This window comes from Acinetobacter sp. SM34, from assembly GCF_022012365.1.
GTDB lineage: Bacteria > Pseudomonadota > Gammaproteobacteria > Pseudomonadales > Moraxellaceae > Acinetobacter.
Genome location: NZ_JAKLTP010000001.1, coordinates 18,252 through 38,390, shown reverse-complemented (window position 1 = coordinate 38,390; position 20,139 = coordinate 18,252). Strand labels below are relative to the sequence as shown.

Here is a 20,139-nt window from a genome sequence, read left to right as displayed (position 1 = left end):
AAAACTCAAGCCTACATCAGGGTCATTTAGCCAAACATTTTTTTGGCCATACGCTGTGCCTGTTTGCCATAAAACCAATAGGTCAAAAGATAAAGCGGGATGGCAATCAATAAAAGCATAATCAGTACAATACTCATAAATTGCGGATTTTTGAGATATAAAAGAAAATTCTGCCAAACTTCAGGATCATTCTTGGCAAAAAGGACAATGCCGAGCAATAAAAAGGCCAGGTTATAGCCCCAGAAAATTGCCGTGAATCCCAGAGTGATTTTTTTGCGTTCCTGATCGGTCGGTGCACGTCTCTGTTGCTTTAAAAACTTATACAGCACTAAAATCATTGCAGTTAAATAAGGCACGATGGTCAGCACTCCACCCATGCCGGCTGGCAGTAAAGCAGCCAGTACGCCGCAAATACAGGTAAAAATAAAACAAAAGAAAAAAAACCATAAAAAATATCGATTTAATGACACGATGTACCTGCATAAACAACTTTTAGAGCTTCAGTATAAAAAAAAATGAGTTTTTTTTCATTTTATTGTCAACCAATCTGTAAAAGCCTGCGTTATATAGGGTACGAAGTTCATAAACCGTTAATTTGTACCGGCATCCACAATATTTTCGGTGAACTTTTCTAAAGCAATAAACTTAGTTTCAGGTTTTAGTGCGGAACAGCAGCCCAAGCTAAAACTTGCAACAGATTTTTTGACCGACGATTTCATCATCACTCGAATCGTCGGTCTTTTATTTTGTAGAGTTTATTTTACCCGTGGTTCATTTTAGATAACATCTACTCAATTTTAATTACAAATGTCTGGCTGACATCTCAGATCGACAAAAAATATTAAATAGACTTCTTTCATAAATCATTTTAGAAACTAAAAATTGTTCGTAAAGCTAAAATTAAAAATAGATTTTAGTCGGTATTAGATTCATGAGTGTGGCATGGATGCCACACGTTTCCCATCCCTTGCGCTGCATTTTAAAGCAGTGCTTAAAACTGGCTCAGGATGTCGTGTATGGGAAACAAAAGGTTTTTCTTGCGGACTCAAAATATATTTTGAGATCCTCATTTTGACCTTTCAAAAGTAGAGAGATTGCCTACAAGAAGGTAAAAAATTAAATCAATCAAATGAGGCCGTGCTGATTTAAAAAAATATAATATTGAACATTTTTTGGTTTATGAAAGATATCTAATGATTAAATAATCATTCTGTTTAAGCCAAAACCTGAAATCATTTCATTCCAAAGATTAACTTTAAACCCAGCAAAGTCATGATTCCGCCTGCTGCACGGTCAAAACCGGCCTTAAATTTTAAATAGACACGGCGTGGCTTTTCTGCCGACAAAGCAACTGCAACCAATGAACACCAGCCTGCATCAATAAAGAAGCACAGAATAGGTAATACAAAATAATAATAGGTTGGAATTTCTTTGGGTAAAAGTGCAGTAAAAATACTGGCCAGCACAATCGCAATTTTTGGGTTGGAAAGCTGGGTAATTAAGCCTGTGGTATATGCACGGCGTAGTGACATTTGAGCTGCTGAATCATGGCCAGATTCAATTGGCTCTTTGGCATGTTTAATAATTTTATAAGCCATCCACAGTAGATATAAACCACCACAAATTTTTAAAGCCAAATAGGCTGACGGCACGGCCAATAAAAATGCCTGTAATCCAAGCACCGCCAACAAGCCAAAAATGGCAGCCCCTGTACCTGTACCCAAAGCCGTAAACAAGCCGTGCCGACGTGAAATTGCAATTGAATTTTTAGCGACATAAATTGATGTCGGTCCAGGACTCATTGCACCTAATATCAAGGCAAATGCAATTGAGCCCAAAATCCAAAATGATTCCACAAGTACACCTGTTTAAATTAATTTCGCGGCAATTTTACAATTTAAAAAGCTGAATATCTCCCGGTATTTCACCTCTTTTTCACAATTCCACCGAATAATTCACTAGGCATTTACAAAATTACCTATAGAACCACTAACCAAGCGAATTAAATCCCTCATTAATGAGAAAATAGATGAGCATAGCTGCTGTATAGCAAACGACATTTGAGTCTGGAAAAGAGCATTTAGCTTGAAAAAAAAGATAAGCATAATTCGTCTAAAATTCGCAGCATTGGATCCATTTCAGTGGCAGCCCACAAAACCGGAAAATGAAAATCAGTACATCATTTCGGCACAATAATTTATTGATGCATATAAATTTAGACCTGCCAACGGGCTGATCTAGCTTGATTTAAAGTTCGGGATTAAAACTCAGCTCAGTTTATTCTTGAGCCACTGGCTGAATTTCACGCGCGCTAAGCTGAGAAAGCCGATAATCTTGCTCATACACAGGCACACCACCAATAATCATGCTGCGCACTTCTGTTTTCGGCTTGTTATAGTCATTTTTGGCATCGCAAGCAGTCATCAACAGCAACATACACAGCGATAAACCTACGGATAGCGTCTTCATCACATATCCTCTTTTTCATCCTTGTTATATTTTTTAGATTAACACTAATGGGTATTTTTTGATCATTTTTTTATGCTTTTAATTCAATTTATTAAGATATTTTTACAAAATAAATATCGCTATTAAAATTTACACTTCACAGAACTAGCCATTCAAAATTTAAAATCAACTGCCTAATAAAATTTAATCTTCACTCTCGCCTGTCTGTCGCAATCTCCGTAGATACACGCGCTTAAGAAATAATATTGCTATAGCTAAAAATATTTTGCGTACAATACGGTTAAATATTTATGGATCATGATGAAATGTTTGACCGTATTGCACAGTCAGTCACTTATCAGCAACTTCAGCTGAATGCACCCATTACAGTGACCGTGAAGCGATTGGATCAAATTCATCCTCAAATTTCCGGCAACAAGTTTTTTAAACTGAAATACAACTTTCTGGAAGCACAGCAGCAAGGCTTTAAAAAAGTCCTGACTTTTGGCGGCGCTTATTCCAACCATATTGCTGCCACCGCTTATGCAGCACAGCTGTTCGGCTTTGCAAGTGTTGGGATTATTCGCGGTGAAGAACTTAAAGATAAGGCACTCAATCACACCTTGGCCACGGCGCAGCAATTGGGTATGCAATTGCATTTTGTCTCCCGACAACACTATCGTGAGAAAAACAGTCCCGTATTTCTAGAGCAACTGCAACAGCACCATCCAGAGCATTACCTCATTCCCGAAGGTGGAACCAATATACTTGCCATTCAAGGCTGTCAGGAAATTTTAACTGCCGAAGACCGGCACAATTATGATGTGATCTGCTGTGCCGTTGGAACAGGTGGAACAATGACAGGACTGATTGAAGCAAGTTCCAACCATCAGCACATTCTCGGATTTTCTGCGCTAAAAGGTGATTTCCTCAAGTCGGATGTGCAGCAATGGACCAGCAAACAAAACTGGCAGATTAGCGATGCCTATTGCTGCGGTGGTTATGCCAAGACCAGTCCTGAACTATTTCAGTTTATGCAGTCCTTTGAATCCCGGCATCATCTCCGATTGGAACAGGTCTATACCGCTAAAATGATGTATGGACTGATGGATTTAATTGGCCAAAACCATTTCCCGGCAGGCAGTCGCATTCTGGTAATTCATACTGGCGGCCTACAAGGTCGGCATAGAGATGCAGATCTATCCTGAAATTGAGCGCAAAATTGTCTATAATGCCCTGCTTTTATCTCCCGCAGGTTGCTCATGTCTACAAATCAGTATGATGTCATTGTTTTAGGTGCAGGTGCATCAGGTCTGATGTTGGCATTTATGGCAGCACAGCGTGGCCGTAAAGTTTTGGTGCTGGAAAAAGCCAACAAAGTGGGTAAAAAAATCCTGATGTCGGGTGGCGGTAAATGTAATTTTACCAATTTGTATGTCGAGCCTGAAAACTACATTTCACATAATCCACACTTTGTGATCTCGGCCTTAACTCGCTATACCAACTGGGATTTTATTGGCTTGGTATGTGAACACGGTATTGAATATGAAGAACGAAAACACGGACAGCTGTTTACCTTAAATGGTGCCAAAGAAATTTTGGCCATGCTTTTGAAGGAATGCGAGAAAACCGGTTTGGTCGACATTAAAACCAGCTGTGAAGTCAAAGCAGTGACAGCGGTTGCAAATCAGGGCTTTCAAGTCGCAACTACTCTTGGTTATTTTCAGGCTGAATCGGTGGTTGTGGCGAGCGGTGGTTTATCTGTACCTACGCTGGGTGGCTCAGGGATCGGTTATGAAATTGCCAAACAGTTTGGCCATCATGTTCATGCTACCCGTGCAGGCTTGGTGCCCTTTACTTTTAGCGACCAGTTCAAAGAAGTCACCACACGTTTAAGTGGTAATGCTGTCGATGCCACCCTATCGAATGATTTAAACAGTTTTACTGAAGCCTTGCTGTTTACCCATCGTGGTTTAAGTGGCCCAAGTTCGCTGCAACTTTCCAACTACTGGAATGTCGGTCAAAGTTTTCATATCAACTTCCTGCCTGATCTCGATCTGGTGAATTTCTTTAAAGCAAAAAAAGCCAGCCAGCCTAAAGTGTTGCTGCGTACCTTGTTAAATGAGCATCTGCCAAAAAGTGTGGTGCTGGAACTGCAAAATTTAATCTGGACAGAGTCTGCCGATACGGCGATTGGTAATTTAAGTGACGATAAACTGGAACAGATTGCCAAGTGTCTGCATCAGTTTGAAGTGAAACCTTCAGGCACTGAAGGTTACCGTACTGCAGAAGTGACTTTGGGTGGTGTCGATACCACAGAAGTTTCATCCAAAACCATGGAAAGCAAGAAGCAGCCAGGCTTGTACTTTGTAGGTGAAGTGCTGGACGTGTCTGGTCATTTAGGTGGTTTTAATTTTCAATGGGCATGGGCGTCTGCACATGCCGCATCGCAATATGTTTAATTCATTCGCACTGAATTATTCTAAATAATCGGTACGTAAAATTTCAACATTCTGTTTCTGCTGCATACGCACAATTGCTTGATTCATCTTTGCAACTGCTTGTGTATGTTGGCAGTCTTGTTGGAATGTTTGACCAAATAAATCAAAAAACTTCTTAACTAACATCATAATTTCCCCTCAATAATTATTTATACGTCCTAGTATAGAATGATGAATATTTCAAGAATATTAAAACTAAGTCTTTATATTCTATAAATATTGCAATTATATTTAGCATAATACATGCCAACAATCGAGCATTTATTGATTATTTTTCATCTGAATTTTCAGATAAATTTCCTTGATATTCTTGGCTTCTCTCTTGAGGCTCAGCTTTAGATTTGACAAATACAAATTTATAGGCACTAATAAAGAGTCCAGCCGTAATGCCTGCAATCACAATTGGTGCAAGAAACTTTTTCGGTTCTCTTTTACTCATTTAAATCTCCTGTTAAGAATTAGGATTTAGTGAAAATTCGTCTATCATTGCGACAATCATTTTTTAACTAATATCAGGCTCGAAATAGAAAATTTAGTCATGCTAACTAACTGCTTCATAATGGGGAAGTAACAAAAAAACATGCTCATCCATTGAGCACAAACAAAGCAGCGCTTTGTTTGTGCTCATGTGGCCAATTTTCTGATTCTAGCGATTATTTTTTATCATCGCTGGAGCCAGAATTATTTTGACCTTTGTCGTTACTGATATCGACATCGGATTCTTTTTCACCAGTAGATCCAAAAGGATTATTTTGTAGCGGCTGATTAGGATTAACATTCAGCGAATCTGGAACATCCTGATCAGAAATTGAAGGTTTATTTGCTGGAGGGTTAGTGCCCTGTCCTGAAGTTTCTGGACCATGTTCAGTAAATTCACGTGCAGCCAGAGCAGAGACTGAATTTGAATCCTGTTCTGAAGTGATTTGGTCCGAATTTTCCTTATGCAAAGGATTAGGCTCCTTCGCATCTTTTTTGCATTTATCAATTAAGTCATTCAGCACCTGTTCGGCAGGCTGACGTCCACCCAGACCAAAGGCCAATGCAAAGGCCACGGCAACCGCGCCCAGTGTTAGACCAAAGGCCAGATTAACAATGGAATCGGCAATACCCATTGCACGCAAGCCCATGGCGATTACCAGCCCCATAATCAAGATACGGACCAGATTGGCCAGCCAGCGTGAACTGTTGTATTCGCCCCGCCCAATCACTTGTGCCACCAGATTGGCCAGCCAGAAACCGATCATCAGAATGACTGCACCCAATAAAATATTGGCACCAAACTGGATAAACATCGAAATCAGTGCACTAATTTGTTCAAAACCTAATCGGTTTGCAGCTTCAGATACTGCAAACAGCATGGTAAAGAACACAATCAGGTAGCCAATAATTGTAGAAACCTTGGTTTCACCCAGGAAGCGCTGTGCATCCATTTTGGCCGGAATTTCATCTACACCAGTTCCAGAAATGACATCGACCACCAGATTGGCAACGAAACGGGAAACCACATAAGCCAGAATCAGGATCAAGCCAGCTGCAATAATGTGCGGAATGGCATTCATAATTTCATACAGCATGGCTGTGGCAGGCTGCGAAATTGCCTCAATACCCAAAGCTTCAAATGCAATGATTAAAGCGGTAATGATGATGACTGCAAAGATGAATGAACCGAGTACTTGCGGCAAATTGGAATTTTTAAACATTCCTATTTTTTGTGCCTGCTGTTGCAGGTTCAGACTACGAACCAGACCTTCAACAATACCGCGTACAATTTTTGCCAGAATATAGCCAACAAATACAATTACACCGGCAATGAAGATATTCGGCAAGAATGAAACAACTTCATTCACCATGTTCTGTACCGGGAACAATAATCCGTTCAGACCCAGAATAGACAGTACAATAGGCAAGAACAGTAATAAAATCAGCCAGTAGACAATATCACTAATATTCTGGCTAATTGGGCTTACCCCCACATCCGCACTGAGTTTTTCATCCAGCTGAGTACGGTCGAGCAGTCTCTGCAAGCCTATCTTGACCAGATTGGCGATAATCCAGCCCACAAAACCTACTGCTATCGCAGCGATCAGTTGAGGGATAAATACCAGGATATTTTGCAGCATATTGCTGAACGGCCCACTCACACCGGTGAGGTTGAGTACATTCAAGGCACCAATGATCGCAATGATCATGACCACCCAAAAGACAATCCGGGAGACAATATTTTCAACATTGGAATGGTGTCCGGTGGCTCCGGAAAGTCGGCGATTGGTTTCCAGTTTTTCTAAAACTTTTTTAATGCCTGCTGCAATAATCAGAGCCAGAAGCCAACCTATCAATAAAATAGCGACGGCAGCTAAAATGGGATGAAATTGATTCCAGTAATACATGGCATCGAATTCACCGCCTCTAGGGCCTCCAGAAAAATATTCATTCATACGGTTATTCCTCTTGTTATTACTTATTGATGTTCTGATGAATCGGGGGTTATGTAGAGTGTGCTCAACCTGAAATGACGGCATTAAAAATACATTAAATTTTGGTTGTTTTTTATTCAATATGAACCAGCATAAATACAACAAAAGCGCACATGAGAATGCACAAAAGCCCTAATCCTCACAGATTAGGGCTTTAAAATAATGCCTGAATCACTATTGATTCTTGTTACTCGTACCTACACCGACATTATCGGCAGCCTCTCCTATTGCACTTTTTTCACCGGCTTCTGCTACAGTATCCGCATCGGTAGCAACTGCTTCATCGGTTGCCGTTACAGTACCCGTAGTGGCTGTATTATTTGGTGTTGCAGGTTGGGCAGTAGGTTCAGGATGTCCTGGAGGTGCATCCTCTGCGGTGGGTTTATTATCCGCAAACATGTAAACCAGTACGGCAATGAAGAACACACCCACAAGAACTAAAATATAAACTGGCAAACGTTTCTTTTGAGATTTTTCTTCCGCGCTAGTAACATGAGGTGGTTTGTTAAAATCATGTGTCATGTTTTTCCCCTCTTTTTATCTAGTTTCCGTATTTTTATATTAACAATATCTGCTGATGGGTTATGTATAAAAGCATAGTGACATGGTGAATACATGTAAATTTTACTTAAAAAACAGTGGATGGCGAAAATAGCCTTTTAAATCGTTTTAGCACTAAAAACAGTTTAGCCATTTGATTTTAACTCATGCCAGAGCTCATTTAATTACTGCTATTACTGTTTTAATGACTGTCTAAGGGATTTTCATTACACTTTTTTTATATTGGGCATAATGAATTGTTAGTTTATTTAAGTCCCGGTAAAATTTAAAAAAACCGAAAAAGTAATTTAAGTTACAGTTTTAAAATAAGTAAATTAACGGTCTTTTAATCGTGGTCAGTTTAACAAGATGATATGTGCTTGAGGTGCTGAAAAATCTAAAATGAGCTATAATTACGCACCTTGTTTTTCATGCTGCTTAATTTTATGGCGTATCGTCAGCAATCTGTAACGCTTGATCTGGACACTGATGTCACCCATCAATGTGGCTTGCATTACACACGTGATGAACATCTGATTGGTATTATTGAATTTAATAAACCAAGTTACATACTTAAATGGGGTGATCTGGAATATTTCCGCCGTCGTACCGAAGAATTTTCGGTGATGCCTTTCCCCGAGTGCATCAATGCCATGGTGATCGACATTCGTAATATTGCTCCTTTTTTAGACAATGAAGTGCCGATTATTCCTTGGCGCTTGCTGGAAGAAGAGTGCCCGATTCGTTTGGTGGTTCCGCAAGACCGTCTTGAACATTATTCAGGTCTGTTTGAACCGACCTGGCTCACCAGCGATGTAGAAACGGCCATTCAAGAAATTCGTGAATATATTGATATGTTTGTGCATTAAAAGATGAACAATAAAAAAACCTCCGCAGTGGAGGTTTTTTTGTGCCGTTAAAGTCCCCCTTTGGACAAAGGGGGATTTAGGGGAATTCAATTTACGAGATAAATTATTCCGTTTAATCCCGCCCTTGCGAAGCAGTGCTTCTCACCTTTAAAAAGGGAGGAACTCTAAATGCTCTTACCAATAATTCTCTACCGCAATATTGCCTTCACCACGACGGTTCATCTTCAGACCACGCGCTTTTAATGCTTCTTTGGTATCTTCCACCATTTGTGGGTTGCCACACAGCATCACATGGCTGGTTTCAGCATTCAATTGTAGTCCCACCGCTTTTTCCAGTTCCCCATTTTCAATCAGTACCGGTAAGCGGTCATGTAACGCTGCATTGGGATCTCGGGTGATAATCGGTACGAATTGAAAGCCGCTATGCCCTTCACCAAATGTTTCTGCAATTTCCTGAATACGCTCTACATAAGCCAGTTCAGCTTCTGTTCTTACGCTATAGACCAAGTGGATATTTTTATATTTAGACCAGGTTTCAAAGTCTTGTAGCATGGAAATAAACGGTGCCAAGCCTGTACCTGTAGCCAACAGCCATAAATCCTGCGGCAAAGGCAGTTGATAACGTGCCAGGGTTAAAAAGCCATAGGGAATTTTTTCCAGATACAGCTCATCACCCACTTTGAGATGTTGCAAATTCGAGGTAAATGCGCCTTCGGGTACCACAATTGAGAAAAATTCAAGCGTTTCATCAAATGGTGATGACACTACAGAATAAGCCCGAACCACCAGCTCATCACCCACTTTTAAGCCAATACGTGCAAACTGCCCGGCGGTAAATTTGAAATGCGCAGGTCGCGTCATGGTAAAACTGAATAAGTTATTGGTCCAACGGTGTACAGATAAAACTTTTTCTAAGCTAAATTTTTCAATTGACATGATTTCAACGTGGCATGAAAGACTGTGCTCATGGTAGCATGACCACATAATTTATTAATATTTTTTAAATGTTAAGGCTCTATTCATGCGCATGACTTTACGCCAGTTGGCTGTTTTTGTAGCAGTCGCACAAGAAGGCACAGTAACCAAGGCCAGTGATGCCGTCAAGCTCACGCAAAGTGCTGCAAGTATGGCTTTAGCAGACTTGGAAGATGGCTTAGGTGCTCCACTGTTTGACCGTCTCGGTAAACGTCTACAACTCAATGATTTAGGCCGCTTTTTACTCCCGCAAGCTCTGGAAATTTTAGGTCGTTGCGACGCTTTTGAACAGGCTGCCAAAGGTGAATTGCAAAGTATTGACCTGCGCTTGGGTGCAACATTGACTATCAGTGATTATCTGATGCCCGACCTGATGGCAGACTTTCTACAGATCCAGCCGCAAGCACATTTGCAGTTGCAAGTGGGTAATACCCGGCAGATGATTGAAGCCGTGAATCAGTTCCAGCTTGATTTAGCCTTGATTGAGGGTTCATGTCATCTGCCACAATTACAGTGTATCCACTGGCGTGACGATGAACTTGCGGTGTGTTGTGCACCGGATCATCCGCTGGCGCAACTTGGACGTCCATTAACCTCTGCGGACTTCGAGGCAGTAGGTGTAGAGTGGATTTTACGTGAAGAAGGTTCAGGTACCCGTGAAGTTTTTGATAATGCAATTCTCAAAGATTTACCGGATGCCAATATCCGATTAACCCTCGGTCATAATGAAGCCATTCTTAAAATTGTCGCTGGTGGTCTGGGAATGTCCTGTATTTCTAAACTCGCCATTGAACCTTTACGTGAAAAAGGTCAGCTGGTCATTTTAGAAACGCCTTTCTGGCAACTGACCCGTCCTTTATTCATGTTAGTGCATCGTCAAAAATATCAGGGTCCGGGTTTAAAAGCCTTTATGAAATTCTGTGAAGAATAAAAAATGATTTAAAAAAAGCGCCTAAGTGGCGCTTTTTTATTACCAGCGTGAATCATTTTCACACGGTTCGCCATCGTTATTACCATCCATTTTTGTTCCTGGACAATTTCTTAAGAAGAATAATGCTTCTTCATAAGAACTCATTTGTGAACAATGCGTTCGTCCATCACATTTAAATTGTGTGGTTGCCAGCCTCACTCCATTTTGCTGATCAATACTAGCACTGATTTTTTCTGAACGCGGTTTATTGGTATTATAAGTTTCAGCAGCTAGATTACGCTGCCCCTGCTCCGATAAAATCGCTTCTGGTAAATCTCCCAGTGCTTCTCGCTGTTGCGACACAATACGCTGTTGCTCTATGATCAACTGTTGTGCTTTCAGCTGCTCGGTAGTGCGATAATCCTGATATTTGCCATAGCCCATCACAGCTCCCACCGCCATGATGATCAATGCAATGCCGATCAAGATTTTGCCTGTATGTCCACCTTTATGATAACGTGACGAAGCAGTCGATTTTTTGCTACCCGATGGCTTGGCGGCTATGCGATCCATTGAAACAGATTGTATGTCCAGTCGCACAATACGATCGGCTTTGAATTTACCGTCATCTTCGGCAATAATAAATTTAAAGTTCTCACCGACTTTAGGTTCGATACTGCTATTTGGTACATCCTGAATGTGAAAGAACACATCTTTCACCTCCCCATCCACTGCTATAAATCCAAAACCACGCGTAGCATTATAGGTTTTGACTTTCCCCTGAATAAACATAAGGCACTCTTTTTCATTTATATTTTTTCTTATTATAATAAAAAAGAGACTAAAAAGTCTCTTTTCCATTCAGATCATTTGCAATGATCAGCGTTTAAAGTTAGACAGCAAAGCTGAAGTAATCGACTTGTTATGTGCTGCCACTTTAGATTTTTTAGCTTTCGCAGAATTGTCTTCGATACGCTCAATTTTAACAGCTTTATATTTATCGCCATTTTGAACAACATTGAACTTCACGCGTTCGTTACGTTTCGGTTCACCATCAGCAGCTGGGAAATCTGAAATATGGAAGAATACGTCACCTTCTTCTGACCCAATAAAACCGAACCCTTTTGCAGCGTCGTATTGCTTTACTTTGCCCTGATACAATTCATCTTTCATGTTTCTGTCCTATTCTAAAAATCCATATCTACAGTATATAAAAAAGAGGCTGTATCAGCCTCTTTTTTTGATTCTTTCAAAAATTAGTCTTTTTGAACTGAACCAAAGATTTTATCACCGGCATCGCCAAGACCTGGAACGATATAGCCGTTTTTATTTAAACCATCATCAATAGATGCTGTAAAAATAGTGACATCCGGATGTTTTTCTTCTACTTTCTTAATCCCTTCTGGCGCAGCAACCAGAACCATTACGCGGATATCTTTACAGCCGCTGGCTTTTAATACATCAATAGCTGCAACCAGTGAAGAACCGGTGGCCAACATTGGGTCAATGATCATCGCCAAACGGTTTTGTACGTCTGGTACCAGTTTTTTATAGTAAGTACGTGCTTGCAAGGTTTCTTCATCACGCTCAAGACCCAGTACCGATACTTTGGCACTTGGAATCAGGTTTAAAAAACCGTCTAACATGCCAATACCGGCACGCAGAATTGGCACAACGGTAATTTTTTTGCCCGCAATACGGTCTACGGTTACTTTGCCATTCCAGCCATCAATTTCATGCTCACACATCGGTAAGTCTTTGGTTGCTTCATAAGTAAGCAGCATGGTGACTTCTTGAGCAAGTTCGCGGAAGTTTTTTGTACTAATGTCTGCACGGCGTAGCAAACCAAGTTTATGTCGGATAAGCGGATGACGGATTTCATGAATAGCCACGGGAGAACACCTAAAAGATGAGATAAAAATTTCGACTATTATAAATGTTTTTTATATCTCTTATAAACAAAAAGCCCCCTAACTAAGGAGGCTTTTTGCTAAAAACTTATAGTTTTTTTAGATTAGTGTTGAGACAGCATGAAATGCAATGGAGATAAAATCTCGGCTTGGAGCGCTAACTTGATGAGCGGATCTGGGTAAACACCAATAACCAATACAGCAAGTGCCGCAGCCAACACCATAATACCACCCACTTTTTGACCCCAATGTTTATCGGCATCAATACGTGGAGTATCCGGCGGAGTCATGTACATCACCACCATCACACGCAGGTAGTAGTACAAGCCAATACCAGAACCAACAACAATCATTGCAGCAAGGAACCAGTGCTGAGTTGTTACCGCAGCCATTACCACCAGGAACTTACCAATGAAGCCCGCAGTCAATGGAATACCGGCAAGAGATAACATCATCACAGTCAAGGTTGCGGTAAGCACTGGACGACGCCAGAACAAACCACGGTAATCTGCAAGGCTTTGTGCTTCATCCACATTGTTAAACGGACTCGACATTAACGCTACAACACCGAAGGCACCGATCGTAGTCAACACATAAGTGATTACGTATACCGACACGTTACCCAAGCTTGCGTAAGTCATGCTGATTAAACCAATCAACAAATAACCAAAGTGTGCAATTGAAGAATAACCCAGAATACGTTTCAAGTTCACTTGACGCACTGCAAGGAAGTTACCCACCAAGATAGAAAGCACCGCAATAATCGTGATGATGGTTACGATTGACTCTACCAGGATTGCACCTGAAGTGAGTAAATAACGTACGAACAAGCCAATGGTCGCTACCTTGGCAACAGTTGCCAAGAATGTGGCGATTGGTGCTGGTGCACCTGCATAAACGTCTGGTGTCCATTTGTGGAATGGTGCAAGAGACAATTTAAATGCAACGGCAAAGACAATCAAGCCTAGACCTAAAATCACCATTGGCTGTTTGATGGCTTGCATCAATGCCTGAACGTTGTCATAGAAAGATAACGAGCCGGTATATGCATAAATATACGCCATACCCATCAACAACATTGCAGAAGCCGTTGCTGAAAGCACCAGGTATTTAATACCCGCTTCTAAAGATTGCGAACGCTGATGTGTATAAGCCAACAGGCCGTATACAGGAATCGACATCAGCTCAAGGCTAATAAAGAACGCTGCATAGTGAGAGCTTGCAACCATGAGCATTGCACCCGCTACCGAACACAACATCAAGATGTAAAGTTCTTCACGGTTATCTTGATAGCTTTCAATATAAGCATGTGACAAGGTACAGCAAGCCAGTGCAGCAACCAGAATCACCAATTGATAAAGCAAGGTAAATGGATCAACCATAAACATGCCCATCACGTTCGACGGTGCAAAAGCACCACCGAACATCGCAATCAGGACGTATGCTGCAGCAAGGTTTAAACCGACTACAGAGGCTGTTGCAATTAAATTATGGTTACGTTTAATTGCAATGAGAAGCATCACTACGATCGCAGTTAAAGCCACGATCATCACAGGAGCTAATGGCATAAGCTCAGAAAATGACATTGTGAAGTTCATGGCTTATTGGATCTCCACATTTTGTTGAGATACGACTTGTTGAGTCGCATCGACAACTTCTTGAACTGGGATATAGCTGTTTGCTAACCACGCCATGCTTGAATTTGAAATATCAAGGAAGCTTTGTGGGTAGATACCGAGCCATAGTAGACCAAAAGCACACACTAACAAAATAACAATTTCACGCGCATTCAAGTCTTTCAATGGGTTTGTATTATGTTGTTTTTGCTCTTCATTTGGCGTACCAAACAATGCTTTGTGAATCAGGATCAAGCCGTAAAGACCTGCCAACACCAAGCTGATTGCTGCCACAATGGTGTAGGTTGGGAATTTACCGAATGAACCCATAAGAATCAGGAATTCACCAATAAAGTTACCTAAACCTGGAATACCGACAAGTGCAGCAACAAAGAACATCAAGAAGAATGAAAGGTATTGGAACTGACCACGCATACCGCCCATTAAACGTAAATCACGTGTATGTAAACGCTCATACACTTGACCACACATAATGAACAATGCAGCAGATGAAATACCATGTGCCAGCATCATGATCATTAAGCCTTGGAAAGTCAGAATATTACCGGCATAAAGTGCAAGTAATACAAAGCCCATGTGCGAAATAGACGTATACGCAAGCAAACGTTTCATATCGGTTTGTTGGAAAGCACACCAAGCGCCGTAGAACACACCAATTAAACCAAAGATGATGGCAATGTCTGCAAACTGTGCAGATGCTGCCGGGAAGAACGGCATAACAAAACGCAGCAGACCGTATGCAGCTGTTTTAATCAAAATACCGGCCAAGTCAACAGAACCAGCTGTTGGGGCTTGAGCATGTGCATCTGGTAACCAGCCATGCAATGGGAACACTGGAAGTTTTACAGCGAAACCAATGAACATACAGATCATCAAGGCATAAGCCACTGATGGCAATTGTGCATCCAGGGTATTCGCCACACCTAACAAGTAGTTGTAATCGAAACCGATCATACCGGTCATCATGTAACCGTAGACCACCAGACCCAAGATACCGATCAGCATGATCAGGCCTGCAACCTGCGTATAGATAAAAAATTTGGTCGCTGCGTAAACACGTGACTTACCGTCTGCTCCCTTATGACCCCATAAGGCAATCAGGAAGTAGATTGGTACCAGCATCATCTCCCAGAAGAAGAAGAACAGGAACAGGTCAATCGCCAGGAATACACCGATTACCCCACCTAAAGACCATAAAAGGTTAAGGTGGAAGAAACCAACATTCTTTTGAATCTCACCCCATGAACAGCCCACTGCAAGTACACCGAGTAATGCAGTCAAGCCAACCATAAGAAGTGAAAGACCATCCACCGCAAGGTGAATGTTAATGCCGAGGGTTGAAATCCACGGCAACATGAATTCGGCAGCCCAAGTTGGAACTTTTGCGCCGAGTTCATAGTTATAAGTACCCGAATTCCAAAGCGCAACGGTTAGGCCCAAAGTAATGAGCATACCGAATAGCGCAATGTAACGTGGTAATTTGTCGTTGAACTTGTCAACTAACCAGCAAATAAAACCTGCAATGAACGGTACGAGGATCAGCGCGGGTAAAATCCAGTTGTTTGTGATTTCCATCTTATTTCCCCACTACCTGAATCACGATCAGGATCATCAGTAACACCACTACACCGAGTGACATACTTGATGCGTATTCACGCAATGAACCTGTTTGACGTGAGCTGGTGAAGCTATGGCCACCTTTCACAATGGCAGGAAGCACTAACCACAAGCCATCAATCGGATCACGACCTAAAATTTTCGCGATAAGCAAATATGGTTTCACAAATACGATGTTATACAACGCATCAAAACCAAGTGCATTACGGCAGATATTAGCAAGACCAGCACCGAATGAAGTACGGGCAAAAGCTTTCACTGCATTATATGCAAAGGCAAATAACACAATACCCACCACCAGACCGGCAAGTGCAATACCTACTGCTGTATATTCGGCACCGTGTACACCTGCTTCAAGCGCTTCAGGAATGACAAATGCTGGAATATTGGCTTTGGTTAACGCAGCTTCTACTGGTGCTTTCAAGAAGTAAGCCAGACCAGTTGAAAGTACCGCAAGGATACCCAGCGGAGCCCAATAAGTTGCGCCTTTGATTTCGTGATACGGTGTGTTTTCTTTGCCAAAGAATACAACCCAGATTAAACGGAATGTATAGATTGAAGTTAAGAAGGCACCGGCAACACCTGTCCAGTACAAGCAGTTGTATACAGGAAGATTTGCAATATGGCTTTGTGCCCAAACTGCACCAAGGATGGCATCTTTAGAGAAGAAGCCGATGGTCAAGAATGGAATTGCAGCCAACGCACCGCCACCAATCGCGAAGCAGGCAAACAGGAATTTGTTATGTTTGAACAAGCCACCCATTTTGAAAATGTTTTGTTCGTGGTGGTAAGCCAGAATCACCGCACCAGAAGACAAGAATAATAATGCCTTGAAGAATGCGTGTGAAAGCATGTGGAACAGACCAGCCTGGTATGCTTCAGCACCCACAGCCATAAACATATAACCCAGCTGACTCATGGTTGAGTAAGCCAGAATACGTTTGATGTCGGTTTGAACCAATGCAGCAAAACCAGCAACAATCAATGTTACCGCACCAGTGATCGAGATAAACATCATCACTTCTGGTGTCATTTCAAGCACGGAGAACATACGGCAGCACAGGTAAACACCTGCTGTTACCATTGTTGCAGCATGGATCAATGCAGAAACAGGTGTAGGACCTGCCATTGCATCGGCCAACCATGTTTGTAATGGAATTTGCGCAGATTTACCGGCAGCACCCAGGAACAACATTAACGATGTCCAGATCGCAAGTGAATGGTCACCCGCTAAAACTTGAGGTGCATTGGCAACGATTGTTCCAATATGCAAAGTACCAAACTGTTGGTAAAGCAAGAACAATGCAATCAGCAAGAATACATCACCAATACGGGTTACGGTAAATGCCTTGATTGCCGCAAAACCATTTTCAGGGTTTTGGTAGTAGTAACCAATCAACAGGTAAGAACACAGACCTACGCCTTCCCAACCCAGGAACAATAACGCCAGATTATCGCCAAGAACGAGAAGCAACATGCTTGCTACGAACAGGTTAAAGTAAGAGAAGAAACGTGCGAAGTCTTCTTCACCGCGCATGTACCATGAGGCAAAGATGTGAATCAAGAAACCCACACCGGTGATCATACCGGTCATGAGTAAAGACAGGCCATCTAAATGCAAGCTCATGCCCGGTGCAAAACCACCGACATTGAACCAGGTCCAAAGATGTTGAACTTGAGCCACTGAACCATTGCTTACAAAGCCCATGCCAGCAATCAGTGCAAATAAAGCAGATAAACCGACTGAACCGACACCAATAATGGCTGCTACATTTTCAGGAAGCTTGTTACGCCCCGCCGCCAAGAGGACAAAACCAATGAGCGGAAATAATACTGTTAAATATAAATAACTCATCCGCGCATCTCACTAGCAGCATCCACATCCAAATGATGGAAGCGATGGTAGAACTGAAGGACGATCGCAAGACCAATACAAGCCTCTGCAGCAGCAAGAGTTAAAATCAAGATAAACATAATCTGTCCATCTGGCTGTAACCATGCACTACCCGCTAAAACGAACGCAAGCGCAGCTGCGTTCATCATGATTTCAAGGCTCATCAACATAAATAATAGGTTGCGTCGCACCATTACACCGTAAAAACCCAGTGCAAAAAGAATGGTTGCAACGATCAAACCATGTTCTAAAGGAATGTTGCCCATTATTCTTTTTCCTCTTTTGCACTTGGTTCACGTTTACCTAAGTGGAATGCTGCAACGAGGGCTGCAAGCAATAACATTGCGGCAACTTCTACCAATAGTAAGTAGTGAGTAAAGAGCGCTGTACCAACGGCTTTAGGTCCCACAACTTGAGTGCCCATCACAGGACCTGCGGTTGTGTAATCTGAACCAAGCATCCAGACAAGCACTAAGCCCATCAGGAAACTCATCAATGCTGGATATGCCCATGCAGATGAAGTCAGCCATTTACGTTCCTGTTCAACCGTATGTTGACCAAGATTCAGCATCATCACCACAAACACGAACAACACCATGATTGCGCCAGCATAAACAATAATTTCAAGCGCACCGGCAAATGGCGCGCCCACGATCATGAACATGCCTGCTACAGCAAGCAATGATACGATCAGGCTTAATAAAGCATGTACAGGATTCGCGTTAGTGACAACACGAACCGTAGATACAATGGCCACGAGTGCCATCAAATAAAATGGCCACATCATGGTAATAAGCTCCGTACGTCAACAGGTGCACTTTCACGTTGTGCCTGACCTTTGTCTTTACCTGTAACTGCCATACCGGTTACACGGTAGAAGTTATAGTCCGGATATTTACCAGGACCTGAAATAAGCAAGTTCTCTTTCTCGTAAACCAAGTCTTGACGAACGTATTCACTTAACTCGAAGTCTGGTGTCATTTGAATTGCAGTCGTTGGACACGCTTCTTCACACATACCGCAGAAAATACAACGAGAGAAGTTGATACGGAAAAACTCCGGATACCAACGACCATCTTCTTTTTCTGCTTTTTGTAGTGAAATACAGCCCACCGGACAAGCCACCGCACATAAGTTACATGCAACACAGCGTTCTTCGCCATCCGGGTCACGTGTCAAGACAATACGACCACGAAAACGTGGCGGAACAATTTGTTCACCCGGTACTTCTGGATAAAGAATAGTGTCACGTTTACGTGTCACGTGGCTGAAGACCATCCACAGTGAACGTACGATTGACCCGAATCCAGCTAGAATTTTATACATTTTGTACTCCCTGCTGTCCTAGGCCTGATTCATCAGAATCACAGCACCAGTCACCAACAAGTTGACCAACGCCAATGGCAAACAAATCTTCCAACCAAAATTCATCACTTGGTCATAACGTGGACGCATGAGTGAACCACGTGCCAAGACAAACATCATCACAAAGAATGCTGTTTTGATAATGAACCAGAATACTGGTGGAATAAATGGAATTTCTAGGTTAAATGGTGCTAACCAACCGCCAAAGAATAGAGTGACGATCAATGCTGAAATAAGAACCACGTTGACATATTCTGCAACGAAGAACATACCCCATTTCATGCCGCCGTATTCGACGTGATAACCTTCAGCCAATTCTTGTTCAGCTTCTGGTTGGTCAAATGGATGACGGTGCGTTACTGCAACACCTGCAACAATAAAGATGATGAAACCCAGGAATTGTGGAATCACAAACCAAACATCGCGTTGTGCTTCAACAATTTCACGCATGTTGAATGAACCGGCAATTGCCACCACACCCATAAGCGAGATACCCAGGAACACTTCATAAGAAATGGTTTGAGCTGCAGAACGTAGACCACCCAATAACGCATATTTGTTATTTGAAGACCAGCCACCGAACAACACTGCATAGACTGCAATACCTGCCATTGCCATAAAGAACAACAGCCCGATACTCATGTCTGCTACGCCCATTGTTGGACTTACAGGAATCACCATGAATGAAAGCACTGCAGTCGCCATCGCAACTGCTGGTGCTAAACGGAAAGTCAGTTTGTCGGCAAACTTAGGTGTCCAGTCTTCCTTAAACATGATTTTCAGCATGTCGGCAACGATCTGGAACATCCCCCCGGGACCAACACGGTTTGGACCGTAACGGTCTTGCCATAACGCAAGTAAACGACGTTCGATGAATGACATCAACGCAGCGACAAGCACCACCACAAGCAAGATCACAATCGCTTGAATGACTGAATAAGCAATTGGCCAGTTCTCAGCCCATAGCGGTGTTTGACGTATAATTTCTTGATTCATGAA

At 42.1% G+C, this 20,139-nt stretch carries 23 protein-coding genes; 4 read left to right on the top strand and 19 right to left on the bottom strand.

What is annotated here, in order from left to right; translation table 11 throughout:
* Positions 1-26: 26 nt before the first annotated feature.
* The 4 genes from LZZ98_RS00175 to LZZ98_RS00165 all read right to left on the bottom strand — a co-directional run bounded on the left by LZZ98_RS00175 (position 27) and on the right by LZZ98_RS00165 (position 2,469).
* A complete protein-coding gene (locus LZZ98_RS00175; RefSeq protein ID WP_237786385.1) occupies positions 27-473 on the bottom strand; it encodes an ABZJ_00895 family protein in 447 nt (148 codons plus the stop codon).
* 117 nt (positions 474-590) lie between these two features.
* Positions 591-719: a hypothetical protein gene (locus tag LZZ98_RS15470; protein WP_269091498.1), complete on the bottom strand. Its 129-nt coding sequence runs from the start codon at positions 717-719 to the stop codon at positions 591-593.
* A 513-nt stretch (positions 720-1,232) separates the two neighbouring features.
* The gene (locus LZZ98_RS00170; protein ID WP_237786148.1) at positions 1,233-1,856 is read right to left on the bottom strand and encodes a LysE family translocator; all 624 of its coding nucleotides are present in this window, start codon (positions 1,854-1,856) and stop codon (positions 1,233-1,235) included.
* A gap of 421 nt (positions 1,857-2,277) precedes the next feature.
* A complete protein-coding gene (locus LZZ98_RS00165; RefSeq protein WP_086174864.1) occupies positions 2,278-2,469 on the bottom strand; it encodes an NF038215 family lipoprotein in 192 nt (63 codons plus the stop codon).
* 305 nt (positions 2,470-2,774) lie between these two features.
* Between LZZ98_RS00165 and LZZ98_RS00160 the strand changes: the two genes are divergently transcribed.
* On the top strand, positions 2,775-3,656 hold the full coding sequence (locus LZZ98_RS00160) for a 1-aminocyclopropane-1-carboxylate deaminase/D-cysteine desulfhydrase (RefSeq protein WP_237786384.1): 882 nt from the start codon (positions 2,775-2,777) through the stop codon (positions 3,654-3,656).
* A 54-nt stretch (positions 3,657-3,710) separates the two neighbouring features.
* Positions 3,711-4,910, top strand: coding sequence for an NAD(P)/FAD-dependent oxidoreductase (locus tag LZZ98_RS00155; protein ID WP_237786147.1), 1,200 nt, complete (start codon positions 3,711-3,713; stop codon positions 4,908-4,910).
* A 15-nt stretch (positions 4,911-4,925) separates the two neighbouring features.
* Here the strand turns inward: LZZ98_RS00155 and LZZ98_RS00150 are convergent, their stop codons facing one another.
* The 4 genes from LZZ98_RS00150 to LZZ98_RS00135 all read right to left on the bottom strand — a co-directional run bounded on the left by LZZ98_RS00150 (position 4,926) and on the right by LZZ98_RS00135 (position 7,945).
* On the bottom strand, positions 4,926-5,078 hold the full coding sequence (locus LZZ98_RS00150) for a hypothetical protein (RefSeq protein ID WP_237786146.1): 153 nt from the start codon (positions 5,076-5,078) through the stop codon (positions 4,926-4,928).
* 139 nt (positions 5,079-5,217) lie between these two features.
* Positions 5,218-5,388: a hypothetical protein gene (locus tag LZZ98_RS00145; RefSeq protein WP_237786145.1), complete on the bottom strand. Its 171-nt coding sequence runs from the start codon at positions 5,386-5,388 to the stop codon at positions 5,218-5,220.
* A gap of 214 nt (positions 5,389-5,602) precedes the next feature.
* Complete coding sequence (locus tag LZZ98_RS00140) at positions 5,603-7,384, bottom strand: mechanosensitive ion channel (RefSeq protein WP_237786144.1); 1,782 nt, start codon at positions 7,382-7,384, stop codon at positions 5,603-5,605.
* A gap of 213 nt (positions 7,385-7,597) precedes the next feature.
* Positions 7,598-7,945 carry a hypothetical protein gene (locus tag LZZ98_RS00135; RefSeq protein WP_237786143.1) on the bottom strand — a complete coding sequence of 116 codons (348 nt, stop codon included), beginning with the start codon at positions 7,943-7,945 and terminating at the stop codon, positions 7,598-7,600.
* A gap of 464 nt (positions 7,946-8,409) precedes the next feature.
* Between LZZ98_RS00135 and LZZ98_RS00130 the strand changes: the two genes are divergently transcribed.
* Complete coding sequence (locus tag LZZ98_RS00130; RefSeq protein WP_086174960.1) at positions 8,410-8,832, top strand: hypothetical protein; 423 nt, start codon at positions 8,410-8,412, stop codon at positions 8,830-8,832.
* Positions 8,833-9,006: 174 nt separating this feature from the next.
* Here the strand turns inward: LZZ98_RS00130 and LZZ98_RS00125 are convergent, their stop codons facing one another.
* Entirely contained in the window at positions 9,007-9,768 is a 762-nt protein-coding gene (locus LZZ98_RS00125) for a ferredoxin--NADP reductase (protein WP_237786142.1), read from the bottom strand.
* Positions 9,769-9,853: 85 nt separating this feature from the next.
* Between LZZ98_RS00125 and gigC the strand changes: the two genes are divergently transcribed.
* Positions 9,854-10,738, top strand: coding sequence for a LysR family transcriptional regulator GigC (gene gigC / locus LZZ98_RS00120; protein ID WP_086174870.1), 885 nt, complete (start codon positions 9,854-9,856; stop codon positions 10,736-10,738).
* Positions 10,739-10,777: 39 nt separating this feature from the next.
* On the opposite strand, the gene LZZ98_RS00115 is transcribed toward gigC, so the two are convergent.
* The 10 genes from LZZ98_RS00115 to nuoH all read right to left on the bottom strand — a co-directional run bounded on the left by LZZ98_RS00115 (position 10,778) and on the right by nuoH (position 20,136).
* Entirely contained in the window at positions 10,778-11,509 is a 732-nt protein-coding gene (locus LZZ98_RS00115) for a cold shock domain-containing protein (protein ID WP_237786141.1), read from the bottom strand.
* Between the two features lie 87 nt (positions 11,510-11,596).
* Positions 11,597-11,890 carry a cold shock domain-containing protein gene (locus tag LZZ98_RS00110; RefSeq protein ID WP_237786140.1) on the bottom strand — a complete coding sequence of 98 codons (294 nt, stop codon included), beginning with the start codon at positions 11,888-11,890 and terminating at the stop codon, positions 11,597-11,599.
* An 83-nt stretch (positions 11,891-11,973) separates the two neighbouring features.
* Positions 11,974-12,609 carry a uracil phosphoribosyltransferase gene (upp, locus tag LZZ98_RS00105; protein WP_086174872.1) on the bottom strand — a complete coding sequence of 212 codons (636 nt, stop codon included), beginning with the start codon at positions 12,607-12,609 and terminating at the stop codon, positions 11,974-11,976.
* Positions 12,610-12,731: 122 nt separating this feature from the next.
* Positions 12,732-14,225 (bottom strand): NADH-quinone oxidoreductase subunit NuoN, encoded by a 1,494-nt coding sequence (gene nuoN / locus LZZ98_RS00100; RefSeq protein WP_237786139.1) that lies wholly within the window; start codon positions 14,223-14,225, stop codon positions 12,732-12,734.
* Positions 14,226-14,228: 3 nt separating this feature from the next.
* The gene (nuoM, locus tag LZZ98_RS00095) at positions 14,229-15,833 is read right to left on the bottom strand and encodes an NADH-quinone oxidoreductase subunit M (RefSeq protein ID WP_171263984.1); all 1,605 of its coding nucleotides are present in this window, start codon (positions 15,831-15,833) and stop codon (positions 14,229-14,231) included.
* Between the two features lie 7 nt (positions 15,834-15,840).
* Positions 15,841-17,736, bottom strand: coding sequence for an NADH-quinone oxidoreductase subunit L (nuoL, locus tag LZZ98_RS00090; protein WP_237786138.1), 1,896 nt, complete (start codon positions 17,734-17,736; stop codon positions 15,841-15,843).
* Positions 17,733-18,041: an NADH-quinone oxidoreductase subunit NuoK gene (gene nuoK / locus LZZ98_RS00085; RefSeq protein WP_004651041.1), complete on the bottom strand. Its 309-nt coding sequence runs from the start codon at positions 18,039-18,041 to the stop codon at positions 17,733-17,735. The genes nuoL and nuoK overlap by 4 nt, the downstream gene beginning before the upstream one ends.
* Positions 18,041-18,559 carry an NADH-quinone oxidoreductase subunit J gene (nuoJ, locus tag LZZ98_RS00080; RefSeq protein ID WP_171259646.1) on the bottom strand — a complete coding sequence of 173 codons (519 nt, stop codon included), beginning with the start codon at positions 18,557-18,559 and terminating at the stop codon, positions 18,041-18,043. Before nuoJ ends, nuoK begins: the two co-directional genes overlap by 1 nt.
* Positions 18,559-19,101 carry an NADH-quinone oxidoreductase subunit NuoI gene (nuoI, locus tag LZZ98_RS00075; protein ID WP_086174877.1) on the bottom strand — a complete coding sequence of 181 codons (543 nt, stop codon included), beginning with the start codon at positions 19,099-19,101 and terminating at the stop codon, positions 18,559-18,561. The genes nuoJ and nuoI overlap by 1 nt, the downstream gene beginning before the upstream one ends.
* A gap of 18 nt (positions 19,102-19,119) precedes the next feature.
* Positions 19,120-20,136, bottom strand: a complete 1,017-nt coding sequence (nuoH, locus tag LZZ98_RS00070; protein WP_086196033.1) for an NADH-quinone oxidoreductase subunit NuoH — start codon at positions 20,134-20,136, stop codon at positions 19,120-19,122.
* Between the last annotated feature and the right edge of the window lie 3 nt (positions 20,137-20,139).